Origin of the sequence: Virgibacillus sp. 6R (assembly GCF_001895305.1) — a bacterium.
GTDB classification, from domain to species: Bacteria; Bacillota; Bacilli; order Bacillales; family Amphibacillaceae; genus Virgibacillus; species Virgibacillus pantothenticus.
This window is the reverse complement of record NZ_CP017762.1, coordinates 2,811,758-2,830,311: the sequence shown is the minus strand read 5'-3', so window position 1 is coordinate 2,830,311 and position 18,554 is coordinate 2,811,758. Positions and strand designations below refer to the sequence as shown.

Genomic DNA, 18,554 nt, shown 5'->3' with positions numbered 1-18,554 from the left:
TCTACCTCACTTCTGCGTTAACTATTTCTTGGTTGTACGGTTCAATTTCTAATCCATTTGCTTCCATTTGTAGAAATAGTGCGTCAAATAATAAGTCATAATAACTACCAGCTTCTGAAAGTTTTTCACGTATCATCCAAATCGACTTGCTATGAAGCTGCAGCAACTCATTACTTTTTTCCATAGAAACTTGAGCACAAAATTCAAGCATTAGCGGTAAATAATCAGGAAGTTCCTTATCCGTTACAAAAAATCCAGCCTGCTCATAGAAATTTTTTAACTGTAATAATTCCATGCCTCTTTTTCGATGCTCTCCTAATTTCAAATAGGTAACGTATAAGTTGGTCACTTTCCCAAAGTCAAAGGTTTCAACGTAATGATCTACCCAATCGGTTAAATGCGTATCCGACACAATTTCAATGAATTTATGCAGTTTATTTTTGATCAATGGGTCGTTTAAATGTTCTATTTCCTGTTTTAAATATGGCAATTCCTTCATTAACTCTTCGTTAGGGTACTTCAAAAGAAAAGCGATCATTTGGTACATTGCTACTGGATTCATTAAAAACAGCCCCCTTTTCGATAAGATTTATTTTAAAAATGAAATTGTTGAATAGGGCACGACTCACTCCGCCTTGCTACTAACGTCGAAATTCCAGTAAAATCATTCGTAATCTTCCCATTATGAGAAGACACCACAGTTCCCAGGTCCCCCTGCAAAATCAAGCCCGCAAATCCCCTGCTCTTCGTATAAGTTAGCAACTTCTTCTTTATGGCTCATAGGAATAACAAAGCGATCATGATATTTAGCAATTGCCAGCAAGCGATACATTTCTTTTATATCTGCCTCTTTCAATCCAAGTTCTGTGATTCTATCGAGATGGAATACGTTACCGGTCGTTTCCGAGCGCATATAGCTTCGCATGACGGCCATCTTTTTTAAAGCCTTGCGTATCTGCTCTGTATCACCAGCAGTTAATAAATTTGCCAAGTATTCAATAGGAATACGCATTTGGTCAATGGCGGGAAAAATGTCTTCTGTATTTGCCTTACTCCCCTTCCCTTCAATCATGTTCATAATTGGACTTAGTGGGGGGATATACCAAACCATTGGCATCGTGCGGTATTCAGGGTGCAAAGGTAACGCAATCTTCCAATCTATAACCATTTTATATAGTGGTGATTTTTGCGCTGCCTCTATCCAATCCATTGGAATTCCTTCTTTTTTTGCTTCTGCAATCACTGCAGGATCGTTCGGATCTAGAAAAATATTTAATTGAGCATTGTATAAGTCTTTTTCATCTTCTACGGACGCTGCATCTAGTACTTTATCCGCATCATAAAGCATAATGCCAAGATAGCGAATTCTGCCGACACATGTTTCCGAGCATATAGTAGGTTTGCCATTTTCTATTCTTGGATAACACATGGTACACTTTTCTGCTTTGTTTGTTTTCCAATTGAAATACACTTTTTTATACGGACAAGAAGTGACACAGTGTCTCCAGGCGCGACATGCATTTTGATCAACAAGTACAATACCATCTTCATCTCGCTTGTACATAGCTCCTGATGGACAAGCAGAAACACAGGGAGCATTGATACAATGTTCACATATCCGTGGTAAATACATCATAAATACATCTTCAAACTCTGTTTTAATCGTTTCTTCCATTTGCAGGATATTCGGATCCCTAAGTCCTGTTATATGAGCACCTGCAAGATCATCCTCCCAATTCGGTCCCCATTCCAAATCCATGAACTCACCCGTTATCGCTGACTTTGCCCTGGCAACTGGCTGGTGCTTTTTCTCTTTGGAATTCGTTAATGTCTCATAATCATAATCCCACGGTTCATAATAATCATCGATTTCTGGCTGGTAAGGATTGTAAAAGAGGTCGATAAGTCGTTTTGCTTTTGACCCAGATTTAAGCGTTAGTTTACCATCTCTTAATTCCCAACCTCCCTTATATTTATCCTGATCTTCCCACTGTTTTGGATAACCAATTCCCGGCTTTGTTTCTACATTATTAAAGTACATATATTCCGCTCCGGCGCGGTTCGTCCAAGTAGTTTTACATGTAACACTGCAAGTATGGCAACCAATGCACTTATCAAGGTTCATGACCATTCCTACCTGTGCTTTAATTTTCAAGCCAATCTACCTCCTTCAACTTTCGAATAACCACATTTAAGTCTCTCTGATTCCCAGTAGGACCATAGTAATTAAAGCCGTAGCTAAGTTGCGCATAGCCACCAATCATATGTGTTGGTTTCACATGAATACGTGTTGGACTATTATGCGTACCGCCACGATTTTTTGTTAATTTTGTTCCTGGCGTATGAATATGTCTGTCCTGGGCATGATGCATAAAGGCCATCGTCCTCGGGATCCGATGGGATACAACCGCCCGTGCCACAACAACGCCATTTCGGTTGAAGCATTCGATCCAATCGTTATCCTCTACATCTACTTCCTTTGCATCATCTTTGTTTAACCAAATTGTTGGCCCCCCTCTAAAGAGCGTTAACATAGGCTGAGCATCAAAGTACATGCTGTGAATGGACCATTTGTTATGAGGAGTCAAATAATTGAGCGTAATTTCCTTTCCTTCCATTTCTGGGCGTTCTTTTCGAAACGGTCGATGGTTTAAAATGGGTTTATATACAGCAAACTGTTCCCCAAATTCTTTTATCATTTCATGATCTAAGAAATAAGATTGTCTTCCCGTAATGGTGCGGAAGGGGATCATTCTTTCAATATTTGTTGTAAACGGTGAATATCTCCGTCCTCCTTTTTCCGAGCCACTGAATGCCGGCGATGTAATAACCGTTTTTGGTTGTGCGGTTATTTGCTCAAAGGTGAATAACTCCTCTTTACGATCAGTGGCTAAATCCTTAAGCTGCAGATTTGTTTTTGATTCCAATGCTTCCCACGCCTTCACTGCTATCTCTCCGTTGGTTGTAGAGGAAAGCATGAGAATCGCTTCACATGCATCTTTAGCATTTTCGAGGTTAGGACAACCATCAGCTATGCTCCCATTTTTAACAGTGCCGATATTGCGCTTCACTTGCTCATATTCCTTATCCATTTTCCATTGGATACCTTTACTGCCATATGGACTCTTTACCATATTTGGACCAAGGGCGGTCATTTTTTCATAAATTGTTTTATAATCTCGTTCAACCACGTGAATTTGTGGCATCGTTTTGCCTGGAATCGGTTCGCATTCTCCTTTGGACCAATCCTTAATTTCCCCAAATGTTTGTGCCATTTCTTGAGGTGTATCATGGTTTAATGGAGTAGCGACTACCTCTTTTATCGAATCCATATCGATAGATTTTGCTAAGTCAGAAACTGCTTTTGCTAATGCCTTAAATATATCCCAATCCGACTTTGCTTCCCATGGTGAAGCAATCGCTGGATTAAATGGATGTACAAACGGATGCATGTCCGTACTCGATAGGTCATGCTTTTCGTACCATGTGGCCGCCGGTAAAATCACATCTGAGTATAGTGCTGTGCCAGCCATCCGAAAGTCCAAATTGATTAACAGGTCTAATTTTCCTTCAGCTGCCTTATCCCGCCATTTTATTTCTTCTGGGCGTATCGTATCTTCATCCGTATTTAACAACCCATGTGACGTTCCTAATAAGTATTTCAGAAAATATTCGTGTCCTTTACCTGAACTGGAAATCAAATTAGCTCGCCAGACAAATAAATTTCTCGGAAAATTGACAGGATTATCTGGATCTTCTATGGCAAATTGCAGCTTTTGTTGCTTTAATTGTTCTGCGACATATTGACCAATTTGCTCAGTCGTACTATTTCCTTTGGCTATTGCTTGTTTATACAATTCAATCCCATTTTGATTAAATGTAGGATAAGACGGCAACCAACCGAGCCTAGCAGCTAATACATTGTAATCACCGTGGTGATCATATCTTGCTTTATCTACATGTGCTGCAACGAGATCACTCACTGGTGTCTCTTCAAATCGCCATTGGTTTGTAGCGAAATAGAAAAAAGAAGTTCCATTTTGCAACTTTGGAGTCCCGCCCCAATCTTTGGCTGTAGCTATTTGCGTCCAGCCTTCTACAGGGCGTAATTTTTCCTGTCCTACATAGTGAGCCCATCCTCCTCCATTCACTCCTTGGGCGCCGACCATTAACACAAGATTGACAATTGCGCGATAAATGGTGTCAGAGTTGAACCAATGGTTAATGCCTGCTCCCATAATAATCATTGATCGACCGTTTGTGTCAATAGCATTCCGGGCAAACTCTCGAGCTATTTTTATAACTAATTTCCGATCTACGCCACTGATTTCCTCTTGCCAAGCTGGCGAGAAGGGTGCAATCGCATCATACGTGCTAGCAACCTCACCACCGATGCCTCGGTCCACCCCATAATTTGCCAGCATTAAATCGTAGACCGTTGTAACATATTCCCGCTTCCCATCTAGCTCCAATTCCTTCACGGGAACTGCCCGTTTTAATAGTTTTTTTGTCGTATTGTCAAAGTAAGGCATATCTACATTTACTACTTTATCTTCTAAACCTAAAAAGCTTAAGATGGGTTCAATTGGTTCTCCTGTTAGTTCGTCTACCAGTAAGAGATTCCATTTTCCTTCATCACTCCAGCGAGATCCCATCGTTCCTTGTGGAATAGCAAAGTCACTGGTTCGTTGGTTATACATAGCTGGCTTCCATTCGCTATGTCTACATGCTTTTTTTAAATCTTTCGCATGCAAGAAACGATCCGCCAGAAAATGCTGTTTACCTTTTTTCAAACGAACTATAAATGGAAAATCCGTGTATGTTTTGGCATATGTCTCAAAATATGGAGTCATTTCCTTATCGTAAAACTCATTTAAAATAACATGTCCCATTGCCATGGCAACAGCTCCATCACTTCCCTGCCTCACGGACAACCAATCATCCGAAAACTTCGTCGACTCCGCATAGTCGGGGCTAACAGAAACGACCTTAGTCCCTTTGTAACGCGCTTCTGCTAAAAAGTGAGCATCCGGGGTACGCGTCAATGGTACATTGGATCCCCATGTTATGATATAGCCTGCATTAAACCAATCGGAGCTTTCTGGTACATCCGTTTGGTCTCCCCAAATTTGCGGTGATGCTGGAGGAAGATCTGCATACCAATCATAAAAGCTTAACATTGGACCACCTATTAATGACATGAACCTACTTCCAGCAGCATGACTAATCATCGACATTGCCGGAATCGGTGAAAAGCCAACATTACGGTCTGGACCATATTTGATTACCGTATAAAGAACCGAAGCGGCAACTAGCTTTGTTACTTCTTCCCAATCAGCACGAACTAAGCCACCTTTTCCTCTAGCAGTTTTATACTTAGCTGCTTTATCTTTATTTTCTACAATACTTCGCCAAGCTTCTAAAGGATGGTTGTATTCTTTTAATGCTTCTCTCCATAATTGTAATAATTTTTTCCGAACATACGGATATTTCACTCGGAGAGGACTGTAAAGATACCAAGAAAAGCTAGCTCCCCTCGGACAACCACGTGGTTCAAATTCTGGCATATCTGGTCCAGTTGTAGGGTAGTCCAAATGCTGCCCTTCCCACGTAACGATTCCATCTTTCACGTAAATATTCCAACTGCATGAACCCGTACAGTTCACACCGTGTGTAGAACGAATAACCTTGTCATGTTGCCACCTATTTCGGTACACTCGTTCCCAATCTCTATTTCCTTCTTGTAGCTGGCTATGATTATTTGCATACGTTTCTTTTGGTTTCAAATAGTTAAGTCGTCGCCAAAGCGGTGAGCGTTTCCTCTTCATGGGCTATCCCTCCAATGAATCTCTTTAAACTCATTTAATCACCACTTCTTATGAAAAGATGTGATATACATCACACCCTCGGAATAAAAAAATTTATATGATAAATATAATTTAAACGAGAGAGGAAGGAACGGTTATGTTAAAAAAATCAGGTCTTCAGCTTTCCTTGCAAACTTCCAGTCTAATTATCGGCTTTATGGTATGGGTATTAATCTCTTCCTTGATGCCCAGTATGAAAGAAGATATTCCATTAACTGCTGGACAAGTCTCGTTAGTTACGGCTATCCCGGTTATTTTAGGTTCCGTCCTACGTGTTCCTATTGGGTTCTTTACCAATCGATATGGCGCAAGGATTATCCATATTATTTGTTTCTGTGCGCTACTGCTCCCGGTCTTCTATATAAGTCTTGCTAATTCGTTTATAGATTTAATTATCGGAGGATTTATAATTGGTGTGGGCGGAGCTACTTTTTCCATTGGGGTAACCTCTTTACCAAAATATTACCCAAAAGAAAAGCATGGATTAATCAACGGAATATACGGCGTAGGGAATATTGGTACGGCTATTACTACTTTCTTAGCACCGGTTATTGCCCATTCCTTTGGCTGGCAAAGAACGATTCAATTCTACCTTGTACTTATACTCTTGTTTCTTATCTTCAATATTGCATTTGGCGATAAAAAAGAATCCAAGGTTAAAACATCAATGGTTGAACAAATAACCAAGGTATATAAGAATTCTACCCTATGGTTTCTAAGCCTATTTTATTTTATAACGTTTGGCGCATTTGTTGCATTAACTGTATTTTTACCTAACTTTTTAGTTACAAATTTTGCATTGACATCTATTGATGCAGGTGTGCGAACCGCCGTCTTTATTGCAGTTGCAACATTTCTTAGACCAGTAGGTGGATGGCTAGCAGATAAATTTAATGCCTATTATATACTCATGGCTGTATTTGTTGGTGTAGCCATTTCTGGTATTCTATTATCATTTTCACCAAATATTCATTGGTATACGTTTGGCTCTCTTTCCGTTGCCATAAGTGTTGGAATCGGCAACGGAACCGTATTCAAGCTGGTTCCATTATACTTCTCAAAACAAGCTGGGATTGTTAATGGTATCGTGGCAGCAATGGGAGGATTAGGTGGGTTCTTTCCCCCAATTATATTAACCACCGTTCATAATATAACGGGGCATTATGCCATCGGATTTATGGCACTTTCCCAATTTGCTTTCATAAGCCTAGTAATTGTTATATTCATGTATTACCAAGAACAAAGAGATCTAGAAAGAAAAGTATTCGAAGGAACCTCAGAAGGGATTATGATAACGAACATCCATGGGGAGATTCAATATGTTAACCCTGCCTTTACAAAGATGACAGGGTACAGTAAAGAAGAAGCAATCGGGAAGAGACCTAGCCTTTTGCATTCTGGAAAACAGGATAAGTCTTTTTATGAACTAATGTGGCAAGATATAAATAAACATGGTTATTGGCAAGGAGAAATATGGAACAAGCGGAAAAATAGTGAAGTGTATAAAGAATGGTTACATATAAGCACCATTAAAAATAATGCTGGACAAATAAAATACTACGTTGGCATGTTTAATGATTTATCTATGTATAACCGACCAATAATCAGCGATAAAAATGTTTCTTCATAATGAAAATAATTAAGAGGGCGTTCCTATGTCTATTTATAAGACTTGTAGGAGCCTTCTTTTGTATGCATTTCTTTGTTTTTACGTAAACTTTTGGCTTTTTGAGCTAACCCATTTTCATACTATCGTAAATAAAATGAAATACGGGACCAAATATATACGAATTTGTTTTTGCTTCCATTAATGAAGGGTATGGAATAATAGATACGTAATTATTATGGGAAAATTCAAACTGTAATACAGTACGTATACATGATTGGAGGTAACAACAATGAAAAAGCGGCGAAAGATGATACGAGCTGTTAAGTATACTGGAGCAATCGTTTTAACTATCGGGATTTTAATATTTTTATATGGTTTCTTTATAAGTGACAGAAGCTATATAACAGGCATCGGGATCGGTACTGTTATGGGCGCAGGCTTCCTCTTTATAATGGGTATTTTTTTTGCAGCAACAGAAGAATCATTGAAAGAAAGATTAAGTAGATGGAGAAATAAATTTAGACGAAAAAATAAATAGACGGGGGAGTGCCCCCCCTTCCATTATTCATCCGCTTACATCATATGCAGTAATTCTAAGCCCTCGCTTATGAAACTCTTAAATAATTCTGAAATATGTAAGCGAAAAAACCAACAATGGTGGATAAATAAAAATATAGCTATCAGTCTATTGGCTGATCATTTTTGCTAAAATCGGCTAATAGGTAAAGAGATATGAGGCTTATCATTACAAGAAATGCACTACTATAGACAATAGCTATAATTTCATTTTAGGAGGATAGAATGGTAAAATAGTGATACAGAATCACTCTTTTTAACAAAGAAAGCAGGTGACAGCATGGCAGACTTCTCACATTTCAATGAACATGGAAGGGCTAAAATGGTTGATATTTCTGAAAAAAATGAAAGTGAAAGAAAGGCAATCGCCCGGTCAAGTGTAAATATGAATAAAATGGTTTATGAAAATATTGTCGAACAAAAGAATAAAAAGGGAGATGTACTGGGGGTAGCTCAAATAGCTGGTATCATGGGAGCAAAGCAAACATCATCCCTCATTCCGATGTGTCATCCGATACCGATTAGCAGTGTAGACCTTTCATTTACTTGGGTTGAGTTAGATGCATATGATATGTATCAGTTAGTTATCCAAGCTGAGGTTAAAACAGTCGGTCCAACAGGAGTAGAAATGGAGGCGTTAACCGCAGCCGCCACCGCAGCATTAACTGTTTATGATATGTGTAAGGCGATCGATAAAGGGATGACGATTGGACCAACCTTTTTGCAAGAAAAAAGCGGTGGCAAAAGCGGCGATTATCATAGGGGCACAAACTAGCTACGTATTACATCAGTAAAGCGGAAATATTGTTCACGTAGCAGGGATAATTTTCTCCCTGCTATTTTTTATGCTCTTTATTTCTCGTTAATCCGTTCATTAAGAATAATAAAACAAACGAAAAACCAATACTGATAAGCGCATAATAGGCTGCGATTTCTATTTTTCCCGATTCAATTGCAAGATAAATTGCGGTTGGGATGGTTTGTGTCTTCCCCGGAATATTCCCAGCAAACATTAGCGTTGCTCCAAACTCGCCAAACGCCCTCGTAAAGCTTAAAATAAACCCAGTCGCAATGGACCGGTAAGATAATGGAATTGTAATGAAAAATAACAATTTCCAACTCGACGCTCCGTCTACCTTGGCCGCGCCGCGAATATTATCGTCAACCATTTGGAATCCTGTTTTAAGTGATTGATACATGAGTGGGAAAGCAACAACGCTGGCAGCAATAATTGCCGCAGTGACCGTAAATAGTATCGTTTGCCCACGTAGCAAGGAAATGGCTTGCCCGACAAAACTGTTGTTACCGAAAATCATAATTAGTAGAAACCCGATTACTGTCGGCGGTAACACAAGCGGCAAGAAAACGATAGTTTCAATGATCGCTCGCCCTTTAACATTTTTTTCTGTCATCCAGAATACAGATATAATCGCAAAAGCAAATACGATAACTGTAGCTATACTAGCTACGACAAGTGAAAGCTGAACAGGATGCCATGACCAAGCCATTAATCACCCACCAACTTATTACTAATAACAAAACCAAATTGGTTAAACAGCTCTCTACTCGTTTCATTTTGCACATAATTATAAAATTGTTGAGCTGCTTCTTTCTTCTTCGCGGATTGCTCATTTCCATTTTCGATCATCGCTACGTAATAGGATATAGGTGTATGTAACTTAGGATCAATCTCTTCCATTACCTCTACTCCGTTTACACGATGAAGGTCACTACTATAGACAATGCCTGCAGCAACAGCATTATCTTTCACTAGCTGAAGGACATGGGATACATCTTTAGCAAATACCAGTCGCCCTTGAAGATTCTCCCAGACATCCATATTTTTTAACACTTCTTGGGCATAAAATCCTGCTGGAACTGCTTCTGGCGTACCAATAGCAAGTTTTTGTTCGGTTTCAATGAAATCTGCTAGAGATTGGGAAGGCACCTCTTTTTGCTTGATAGCAATTAATTGATTTTGTAGTAACTCCTTACCTCGATCAATAAAGCCTTCCTCCATTAACTGTTCATAATCTTGCTTGGAAGCCGAAAAAAAGACATCAATTGGCGCTCCTTGTTCAACTTGCTTACGTAACGCCCCTGTACCACCAAAATTAAATGTCACATCAATCTCCGGGTTCTCTGCAACAAATTTTTCTTTTACATCCATTAATACGTCCATCATACTAGATGCTGCAGAAACAGTAAGCTCTACAGGTTTATCAGCTTTAGAACTTGTCTTCGATGAAGTTCCACAAGCCGTTAAAAACAACAGCATCACTACGAAAATGAATATAATTGTTTTTTTCACGTTGCTTCATCCTTTTGTTCCGTATCTAAATTATCATCATTCCCAGTGGTTCTATTAGTAGAAAACAGAAAGAACAATTCCTGTTAAGCAGAAACCACTGTAATTGATCACCGTTTTTATTTACACGAATGAAAGAAGTTAAGTTTCATTTTCGCTCTAAATCTTTCCTCACTTCCATTACCAAATGCCGCAGTTCTAGAAGAATAAGCTTTTCCATGGCTAATCTTACCGCCCCACTGGAACCAGGAATGGCAAAAACAATCCGGTTTTGAGATACTCCAGCTATCGCTCTTGATAAAATGCTTGCCGATCCAATATCCAATTGATAGCTGAGCATTCGAAACAGCTCACCGAAGCCTGTTAATTCTTTCTCTAATAATGGCTTAACAGCTTCAATCGTAACATCTCGATGTGAAATCCCTGTTCCTCCATTAATGATAACAGCTTCCACTTCTTTTCCATAATTATTTAAATAAGCCTGAATATCCGCCTTTTCATCTGGAATAACATCATATGCATGAACAGCGTGACCTTCTTTTTCCAGAAACGACTTTATAAGCTTTCCACTTTTATCTGTTTCTTTATTCCTTGTATCGCTGACCGTCAAAATGGCACATGTAACTGCTTTTGGTGAAGATTTTCTATGATCACGCAGCAATGTTAGCACCTCCAGTCTAAGTATTTTCTGTCTCTCCAACATATTTTTTGTATTCAATTTGCCGATTTATATTTAAGAATGCCTCTACATCATCTAATTCCACATAATGCGTATTTATTTTTTCTAACAGTTGATCCATTCTTCGCTCTCCCTGATCGAGCTGGTTTTTTATTCGTTCTTTTACGGAGCAATCGAATAGAGCAACAAGTGGTTGCATTTTTCCAGCTACGATTGGGATCACTGCCTCTACATTACTCGAAGCATGGTGAAGCAAAATCTCTAAAATCTTCGGCTTCATAAACGGAACATCGACTGGCAAAGTGATTAGCCACTCCGTATTACAAGCCTCCATTGCAGTATATATGCCCGCTAGCGGACCATGCCCCTGATAGCGAGCTACATCTTCTATCACCTGTAACCCTATATCGTCATGCTGAAAAAACGAAGCTAACTCAGGACTTGTAACCATGCAGACCTTCTTGACAAATGGCCGCAGTACATCCACAGAAATTTGGTAAAAAGGTTTCCCATCTTTCTTGGCAAATGCTTTTGGGGAGCCAAACCTTCTGGAGGCACCTCCTGCAATTACCGCCCCTGTTGTTTTGTGCTTCACAAAAGCGCCCCTCTCCGATTAAATATCGTTTGCTAGCAAAACCGCTCTAAAAGCAGTCGATTTTTCACACGCATTATAAAAAAGATCGTTAGGTTCAAATGGACACCCGCTCATACGAGAACCGAACACCAAAATAAAGTCTTCATAACTATCCTTTTGATTCTCTACCCTCCGCTTACTGGCGGAATAAAAGCAACTGTATCACCAGCTTTTATCATTTCCTGATCATTTACATATTCCTCATTAATTGCTGTCATCATTTGCTGAAGCTGAGGTAAGTGATAGCTTTTCTGAAGTTGCTTTTTTAATTCCTCAACAGTCATCCCATCCCCATTTACCTGTAATCGATCCGTCCCCAAATCCTCCTGAAGCTGTGCGAATAATAAAACATTAATCAATTGGATTTTCCTCCTTTACCTTCACCATTTAAAAGTCACCTTATTTATTTTACGGCGCTTGCGCCTTTGTTCTTTGTGCTCAAATGAAAACTTAACCGCCTATATAAGACATTTCGATTTTTTTCCTGTTTTTTGCTGTTTCCTCTGTCCGCTCATCAGAATACCGATCATCTCTTTTCTTCCATGCACACACAACTGCTGAACGTATTGCTTCATCTTCCGTTTCAGAACGTAATATACTCCTTAAATCTAATCCATCTGATGCAAATAGGCACGTATACAGTTTTCCATCTGCTGCGATCCTTGCTCTAGTACAGCTAGAACAAAAAGATTCAGAAACAGAAGTGATAAACCCGACTTCAGTAGCCGACCCCGTATAACGATATCGTTTTGCTACTTCTCCAACATAAGCAGAATTCACAGCTTCTAACGAAAAATGCTTTGATAATTCATCGTAAAGTTCTTTTTTCGTAATCACTTGGCTAAAGTCCCAAGCATTTGTCGTACCTACATCCATAAATTCAATAAACCTTAGTGTAATACCACGTTCTTTAAAATAGGTCGCCATCGGAATTACTTGGTTATCGTTCATTCCCTTTTTAACTACCATATTCACTTTCACGCCTAACCCAACTTCCTGGGCTTTATCGATTCCTCTTAAAACCGTGTTCGTTTTGTAGCTGGAATCATTAATTTCGGCAAAAACGGCATCATCTATAGCATCTAAGCTTACATTTACTCTGTTCAAACCTGCAGCTTTTAGTTCCCAAGCCATGCGCTCTAACAGAGAAGCATTCGTCGTAAGGGCTACATCTTCTAATTCAGGAATAGAGGCTAATTTTTCAATTAATACAGGCAAATCTTTACGCAATAAAGGCTCTCCACCAGTCAATCGAATCTTCCTTACTCCCATTTGAACAAAGATTTTCGCGATCCGCTCTATCTCTTCAAATGAAAGCAGTTGCTTCCTCGGCATAAAGGTAAAATCTTTGCCAAACATTTCCCGTGGCATACAATATCTGCAGCGAAAATTGCAGCGATCCGTAACAGAAATCCGTAAATCTTGCAATGGACGCCCAAATTTATCTTTGATTACAGACATTGAATCCCCTCCTTCTCCCTTTCCTACTTAGATTCATTCTAACAGAATCAAGCTCTAAATACCTTACAAATTGGTGAATTATTCGTATAAAAATACTGCCACCGAAATTATTAAAAGTACATGGTATTGTGCTAGTGAAAGATAACCTGTTAGAAATGATGCGTAAACAGAATATAGAGCGAATGTTCACCAACTACTGCCTAGAGAGATGCCTGTAAGGAAGAAAATTTTAAGGAGACCAACAAAATATACGTGCATTAGAAAAACTTGGCTTGTCGCCAAGTCTTATGGCGGAAGCCTTTGTTTTTCTTATACTATAAACCAAAAAAATTTTATATTATCCTATAGTGGAACAAAGGCGCAAGCGCCAGTTTAGCAACGTAGCGAATGGAACGAATCAACTGAGATAAAGGAATCACGGTGAGGCGACGAACCGATGATGACTTATCGTAGGGCGATTCGTGAAGTCGCCTAGTTGCTGGGCGATGGAGCCGGACGTGGCTATTCAGTTATTTCGTTATCTCCAAGCACCTAAGTTTATACTTTCTTATTCTATAAAAAAAGCCCCCTTAGTACGACAGAGAGTGTCAGCAATGACCTCGAATTTAGTACCGAAGGAAGTTAAAGTACATCTTCAATCAGTGGGGGTTATCATTCATCCCTCACTGATTGTTAGCGAATGAATCAGGAATTTAGGTGCTGTTATCTCCCACTTAGATTATTGCAGTACAGGTTATCCAATTCCTGAAGCGGGAAATCTTACAGCACCTTATACGAGATAAATAAATAACTATGTTTCTGCCATCCTTGAAAATAATAGTATATTTATAATTATACATTTCCTATTACATATCTACATCGCCAAAGATGTTGGCTTCAGAAGCCCCCTTTGTCCTGCCTTTCCTAGGCCAACTTCGAATTCTCAGTATGCTCTATCAACTGAGACGAGGGCCTTACTTTCTATTTTTCTCTGGCACGAAAAGCAACAAAAAACCAAATGATGTTCACTAAAACGCCCATTCCACTAATGACCATAACACTGCTCAACTGCAACATATTATCATTAATTAGACCAATGATTGCAACCATAACAATTGTTGACAAAAGCATCACAATTCCTATTGTGCAAAAAACAGCCATCACTATTTTCATCCAATTTAACCCAACCGTATATAATATGAATGGTACTAGATAAAAAATAAGAATCATTGCAATAGAAAGCCACATACCTTTGGAGTTAAATTGATTTGCATTATCACCCAGTTCGGATAATGGTGATAATGAAGTAACAATAATTAAACCACAAAATAAAAAAGCAGAAAGTATTGTTAATGCGATTAAATATTTCTTGTTTTTCACGAAAAGCTCACCCTATCTATTTTTTAAGTAAAAAAGCATTCTTGAATAGTAACAAAACCAGAAAAGGCTTCTAAATAAAGTGAATATTACATCATCGGAGGTTTTCATTTATCCTCCACGGCTTGTTAGTACCGTAATGGTATGACCGAAAGGCCGCTTACAAAATGGGGCATACATGCTATTATCTCTCACTTAGACTTGTTGCAGTACAGATTATTTAACTCCTGAGGGGGGAGTCTTACAGCATCTTAAAAACGGCGAAGGTTTCACCCCTTTTATTATTATCAATCAACTTTAGTAATTAGCAACTTCACTGTTCCAGCAGGTGTTTCTACAAATACTTTATCATTTACTTTATTACCGATTAATTTTTTTCCAATTGGTGAACTAGTGGAGATATGCGCTTTTTGCGGATCTGACTCTTTAGGACTAACAATCTGGTATGTCTCTTCAAGACCATCGGGTAATTCTTTAAACGTAACAAACGTACCAAGTTCAACGACATCGCTTTTGGTTACTTCCATTATTTCTGCACGAGCCAGTATGGATTCTAATTCAGTAATTTGTGCCTGTATGATACTTTGTTCCTCCAAGGACTTTCTGAATTCTGGATCTTCATCAAAATGACAGAAAGCCCGCCCTTCCTTTACTTGTTGATTTACCTCTTGCAGCTTTACTGCTTTTAAATAGTTTAGTTTCTCTTGAAGCTCTAGGTATCCTGATTTAGTTACAGGTATGTTTTTCATATTAGTTCCCTCCACTAAACACAGCATACTATATCGTTTGGGAAACAAGCTACTAACCGGCTCTCCAGTGTATAGCAACAAAATCAGATCACGTCCCGTTCCTGCTTTTTTCTGCATTAGTACTAAAAAATAAATACACTAAAGCTACACTTATCACAAAGCCAATGAGAGAACCCAATAATAGTTCACCAACTAAAATTGAAACTATTACAATGGTAAATAAAAATCCTGCCAATATAGCTACTAGCTTCTTAGTCAATGATCATCCATCTCCTACCTATTGACTTTTAACCTTAAGCATAACATGATAGCACCTTGTAAAAATAGCAGCTTATGTCTTATTATATTATTTCCATTATCCTCCTAATATACAACCATGGCTGTAGTTTTTTCTACGGTTGATTTGCTAACAAGGACACATCAGATTCCCCTGCTTGGCTTTCTACAACAAAGGCGAACTTGATAAACTGCATTCTGCAGAATAGTATTAAACACATACATAACCTTCATCGCTCCGTATACGAGTTTCCATTCCTTTCGTTTCAAAATTAACACAATTTTAATTTTTAAAGGAAGGGGGCGTTCATCTGGCATCGTTTCCTTATTGGTTCTAACTCATCATTATGACCGTTACTTTACTCCATTTTTATTTGAAGGAAAAGTGAACAAAAAAACTATTCTCAAAGTAGAGCGCTTTTCCGAATTGAATTCCTGGTTGTCTTGAGCGCGAGCAACATGCTTCTCTTTAGCAATATCAACACCCACAATTAAAGTTTCATCTGTCAGTTGTAATATCTTCTCATTTCGTTTATAATTCATGATAGTCCTCCTTGGTTAATTTAAGGGTCCATTTTTGCTGTTTAGCTTTGGACACCTCGTATCATACCAAGGAGGCATTTTTAGTTCAATCCTCATTTTGCTTTATTACAGGAATGCTTTCCTATCTTAAAAAAAGACAAGGCGATTAACCTTGTCTTCTCTCTACAAATAAATCTCCACTTTGATTTCATCAGTTTGAAATATTTTTCCAGTTCTTCGGCTTGGACCATCCATTATTGGATTTGACGATATTCAACTTGCTGAATATGTTTCACCGCCACTATCAAAAATTAAACAACCAAAATACGAAGCAGGCTCATTAGCTGTACATGTCATCTTCCAGCTTTTAGCTGGGGAAAAAGTTGACCATCATTATACACTATCCACTTAGTTAGTGAAACGACAGTCTGTTAAGCAGCGGAAGCTACCTGAGCCTATAACCTAAAAGTTCGTTCACAAAAGCCGACTTAAACAACATCCTAAAGCGAACCTTCAATGAAGCAGGAGTTTCTTCATCCCCCTTTGAATGTTAGCACCACAAGGATATATCCTAAAGGGATTTAATAGAATTGGGCATTTGACGTGCAGTTGGATCTCTTACTTACTCTCTGGGTTTCACTTCCCAAGATTGAAGTAAAGGTCTTCCTGACAGTTACTTGCTTGGTTAAACGAGTTATACCTATAGTATAAAACTAAAACTTTAAATAACATGAGCGTAGATTTTCTGCGCTCATGTTTTTTCATCAACATTATACTAATTTTCTATCAGATTGGTATCTACTCACATAATTAGTTCCAATCTCTTTTGCTAAGAACTTAAACAATGAGTTATCTTGTTTTCATCTATCTCTTTGTTCAGTTTTTGTCCCCATGCATTTGTTAATGTGTATTTGAGACTGCCACGAGTGGTCCTATTTCATTGAACCCAATTATTACTAGAACAAAAGCAATCAGCAATATAAGCGGATGATTCCACAGCTTTTTACTTTCTGCTGATGTTTGTCGTATTACCCACAAAATTAGAATCATAGTCATAAGAAAAATCATAAACATGACTCGAATAAAGGGGTCTTGATAATCCTGCATGATCATCTCTCCTAACATCGCCCCCATCATACTTCCCATCAGACCCGATAATGTTCCATCCAGCACAGCTAGTAAGCTAACTGGGATTCCTGCTAAGCAACCAACTACTATTCCCACTAGCATAGAAATTACTGTTGAATAAAATAAATTCCCCATTAACAAAATGCCAACAATGACTCCAATAGTAAGCCCAACAATCATTCCAAGCGCCATCGCAATCATCATGCCAGTCATGCTTGCAATCCTATCCCGATATATCATTGTAATTCCTATCACAAAAGCCGATAAAATGATGACAGTTACTATTACAATCATTAATGGCATAGTCATTTACATTTCCCCTTTATACTCGTCCTGCTTTCAATATATGATTGTACTTCATAAACATTCACGTATATGCAAAAGTTTTGGTGCTGGAATTTTAGGAATAATCCTAATGCATGACACAGGGATGCTATAATTATTTCCATAACAAGGAAACTGATGAATCCATTAACCTTAAAACAGGGGTGTCTATTGTCGCTACTTTTAATAGGCTTTACATTATATTTCTTATGCGAATTTGGAATACCGACTAGCGATAAAATAAATTCTATAACCATTAGTCAACAGCATTCGCTTCAATGTCTCATTATTTGGTGAGACATTGAATGAGGGGGGGAAATCAAGCCGTCAATAAAGATTTAATCGTGATAAATCTGTATACTTTAATTAGATAGAAAACTTGGGGGGGGGGACTTATGGATAATAGAAATCAAGCATTAATTATCATAGATGTACAAAAAGTTTCGATGATAAAAAGTGGGGAGAAGAAATAATCTTAATTGCGAAGAAAATATTAGTGAAATATTAACGTTATGGAGAAAAAAAGGATGGAAAGTAATCCATATTCAACATATTTCGGATAAACCTAATTCCGTATTTTATCCAAAGAATGCCGGGTTTGCAATAAAAAAATGGTTGAACCGACGATTGAAGAAATAGTATTCACAAAGAAAGTAAATAGCGGTTTTATTGGTACAAATCTAAAAGAGTATCTAAAACAAAATGATGTATCGACGGTGGTAATAACAGGCTTAACCACAGCTCATTGTGTATCTACAACTACAAGAATGAGTGGTAATTTAGGCTTCAATACATATCTTATTTCAGATGCAATAGCAGCCTTTGGTTTGACAGATCAAAATGGTAAATATTACGATGCCGAAACTATACACAATATATCTATATCTTTAGCAACTTTGCATGAAGAGTTCGCAAAAATAATGAAAAACAACTAATAAATGAGATTTCATAGTTCTCTTATTGAACCACTGGCTTGTTTTTATGCATATGGGCGGGCAGAACTTTCGCTTCTTACTTATAACGGTGCAGCAATATTGAATAAAGGGAAGAAAAATACCTTGACCT

At 38.3% G+C, this 18,554-nt stretch carries 17 protein-coding genes and 2 pseudogenes; 5 read left to right on the top strand and 14 right to left on the bottom strand.

Going from position 1 to position 18,554, the window contains the following annotated elements; translation table 11 throughout:
• Position 1: 1 nt before the first annotated feature.
• The 3 genes from narJ to BKP57_RS12900 form a co-directional block, all read right to left on the bottom strand.
• Positions 2–562 (bottom strand): nitrate reductase molybdenum cofactor assembly chaperone, encoded by a 561-nt coding sequence (gene narJ / locus BKP57_RS12910; RefSeq protein WP_050349827.1) that lies wholly within the window; start codon positions 560–562, stop codon positions 2–4.
• Between the two features lie 120 nt (positions 563–682).
• Positions 683–2,155 carry a nitrate reductase subunit beta gene (narH, locus tag BKP57_RS12905; protein ID WP_050349826.1) on the bottom strand — a complete coding sequence of 491 codons (1,473 nt, stop codon included), beginning with the start codon at positions 2,153–2,155 and terminating at the stop codon, positions 683–685.
• On the bottom strand, positions 2,145–5,828 hold the full coding sequence (locus BKP57_RS12900; protein WP_072741644.1) for a nitrate reductase subunit alpha: 3,684 nt from the start codon (positions 5,826–5,828) through the stop codon (positions 2,145–2,147). Before BKP57_RS12900 ends, narH begins: the two co-directional genes overlap by 11 nt.
• Before the next feature lie 136 nt (positions 5,829–5,964).
• Here BKP57_RS12900 and BKP57_RS12895 point away from each other — a divergent pair, with 136 nt between their 5' ends.
• The 3 genes from BKP57_RS12895 (at position 5,965) to moaC (ending at position 8,827) form a co-directional block, all read left to right on the top strand.
• Positions 5,965–7,497, top strand: coding sequence for a nitrate/nitrite transporter (locus BKP57_RS12895; protein WP_072741643.1), 1,533 nt, complete (start codon positions 5,965–5,967; stop codon positions 7,495–7,497).
• 268 nt (positions 7,498–7,765) lie between these two features.
• Positions 7,766–8,014, top strand: a complete 249-nt coding sequence (locus tag BKP57_RS12890; protein WP_050349823.1) for a hypothetical protein — start codon at positions 7,766–7,768, stop codon at positions 8,012–8,014.
• Between the two features lie 318 nt (positions 8,015–8,332).
• Entirely contained in the window at positions 8,333–8,827 is a 495-nt protein-coding gene (gene moaC, locus BKP57_RS12885; protein ID WP_050349822.1) for a cyclic pyranopterin monophosphate synthase MoaC, read from the top strand.
• Between the two features lie 61 nt (positions 8,828–8,888).
• On the opposite strand, the gene modB is transcribed toward moaC, so the two are convergent.
• The 10 genes and pseudogenes from modB to BKP57_RS21720 form a co-directional block, all read right to left on the bottom strand.
• Complete coding sequence (gene modB / locus BKP57_RS12880) at positions 8,889–9,560, bottom strand: molybdate ABC transporter permease subunit (RefSeq protein ID WP_050349821.1); 672 nt, start codon at positions 9,558–9,560, stop codon at positions 8,889–8,891.
• Positions 9,560–10,363 carry a molybdate ABC transporter substrate-binding protein gene (gene modA, locus BKP57_RS12875; protein WP_050349820.1) on the bottom strand — a complete coding sequence of 268 codons (804 nt, stop codon included), beginning with the start codon at positions 10,361–10,363 and terminating at the stop codon, positions 9,560–9,562. The genes modB and modA overlap by 1 nt, the downstream gene beginning before the upstream one ends.
• 145 nt (positions 10,364–10,508) lie before the next feature.
• On the bottom strand, positions 10,509–11,021 hold the full coding sequence (locus BKP57_RS12870; RefSeq protein ID WP_232231164.1) for a MogA/MoaB family molybdenum cofactor biosynthesis protein: 513 nt from the start codon (positions 11,019–11,021) through the stop codon (positions 10,509–10,511).
• 16 nt (positions 11,022–11,037) lie between these two features.
• Entirely contained in the window at positions 11,038–11,634 is a 597-nt protein-coding gene (mobA, locus tag BKP57_RS12865; RefSeq protein ID WP_050349819.1) for a molybdenum cofactor guanylyltransferase, read from the bottom strand.
• A gap of 164 nt (positions 11,635–11,798) precedes the next feature.
• The gene (gene moaD, locus BKP57_RS12860; RefSeq protein WP_050349818.1) at positions 11,799–12,032 is read right to left on the bottom strand and encodes a molybdopterin converting factor subunit 1; all 234 of its coding nucleotides are present in this window, start codon (positions 12,030–12,032) and stop codon (positions 11,799–11,801) included.
• A gap of 91 nt (positions 12,033–12,123) precedes the next feature.
• Positions 12,124–13,134, bottom strand: coding sequence for a GTP 3',8-cyclase MoaA (gene moaA, locus BKP57_RS12855; protein ID WP_072741642.1), 1,011 nt, complete (start codon positions 13,132–13,134; stop codon positions 12,124–12,126).
• 960 nt (positions 13,135–14,094) lie between these two features.
• Complete coding sequence (locus BKP57_RS12850; protein WP_072741641.1) at positions 14,095–14,493, bottom strand: DUF5391 family protein; 399 nt, start codon at positions 14,491–14,493, stop codon at positions 14,095–14,097.
• A 284-nt stretch (positions 14,494–14,777) separates the two neighbouring features.
• Positions 14,778–15,239: a GreA/GreB family elongation factor gene (locus BKP57_RS12845; protein WP_072741640.1), complete on the bottom strand. Its 462-nt coding sequence runs from the start codon at positions 15,237–15,239 to the stop codon at positions 14,778–14,780.
• A gap of 88 nt (positions 15,240–15,327) precedes the next feature.
• On the bottom strand, positions 15,328–15,498 hold the full coding sequence (locus tag BKP57_RS22140; RefSeq protein WP_156875330.1) for a hypothetical protein: 171 nt from the start codon (positions 15,496–15,498) through the stop codon (positions 15,328–15,330).
• Positions 15,499–15,915: 417 nt separating this feature from the next.
• Positions 15,916–16,058: pseudogene (locus tag BKP57_RS21720) on the bottom strand (IS110 family transposase); the annotation flags it as partial.
• Between the two features lie 202 nt (positions 16,059–16,260).
• Between BKP57_RS21720 and BKP57_RS12840 the strand changes: the two are divergent.
• Positions 16,261–16,449 carry a substrate-binding domain-containing protein gene (locus BKP57_RS12840; protein ID WP_083547357.1) on the top strand — a complete coding sequence of 63 codons (189 nt, stop codon included), beginning with the start codon at positions 16,261–16,263 and terminating at the stop codon, positions 16,447–16,449.
• Between the two features lie 488 nt (positions 16,450–16,937).
• Here the strand turns inward: BKP57_RS12840 and BKP57_RS12835 are convergent, their stop codons facing one another.
• The gene (locus tag BKP57_RS12835) at positions 16,938–17,474 is read right to left on the bottom strand and encodes a hypothetical protein (RefSeq protein ID WP_050349810.1); all 537 of its coding nucleotides are present in this window, start codon (positions 17,472–17,474) and stop codon (positions 16,938–16,940) included.
• 410 nt (positions 17,475–17,884) lie between these two features.
• Here BKP57_RS12835 and BKP57_RS12830 point away from each other — a divergent pair.
• Positions 17,885–18,424: pseudogene (locus BKP57_RS12830) on the top strand (cysteine hydrolase family protein).
• Positions 18,425–18,554 lie beyond the last annotated feature (130 nt).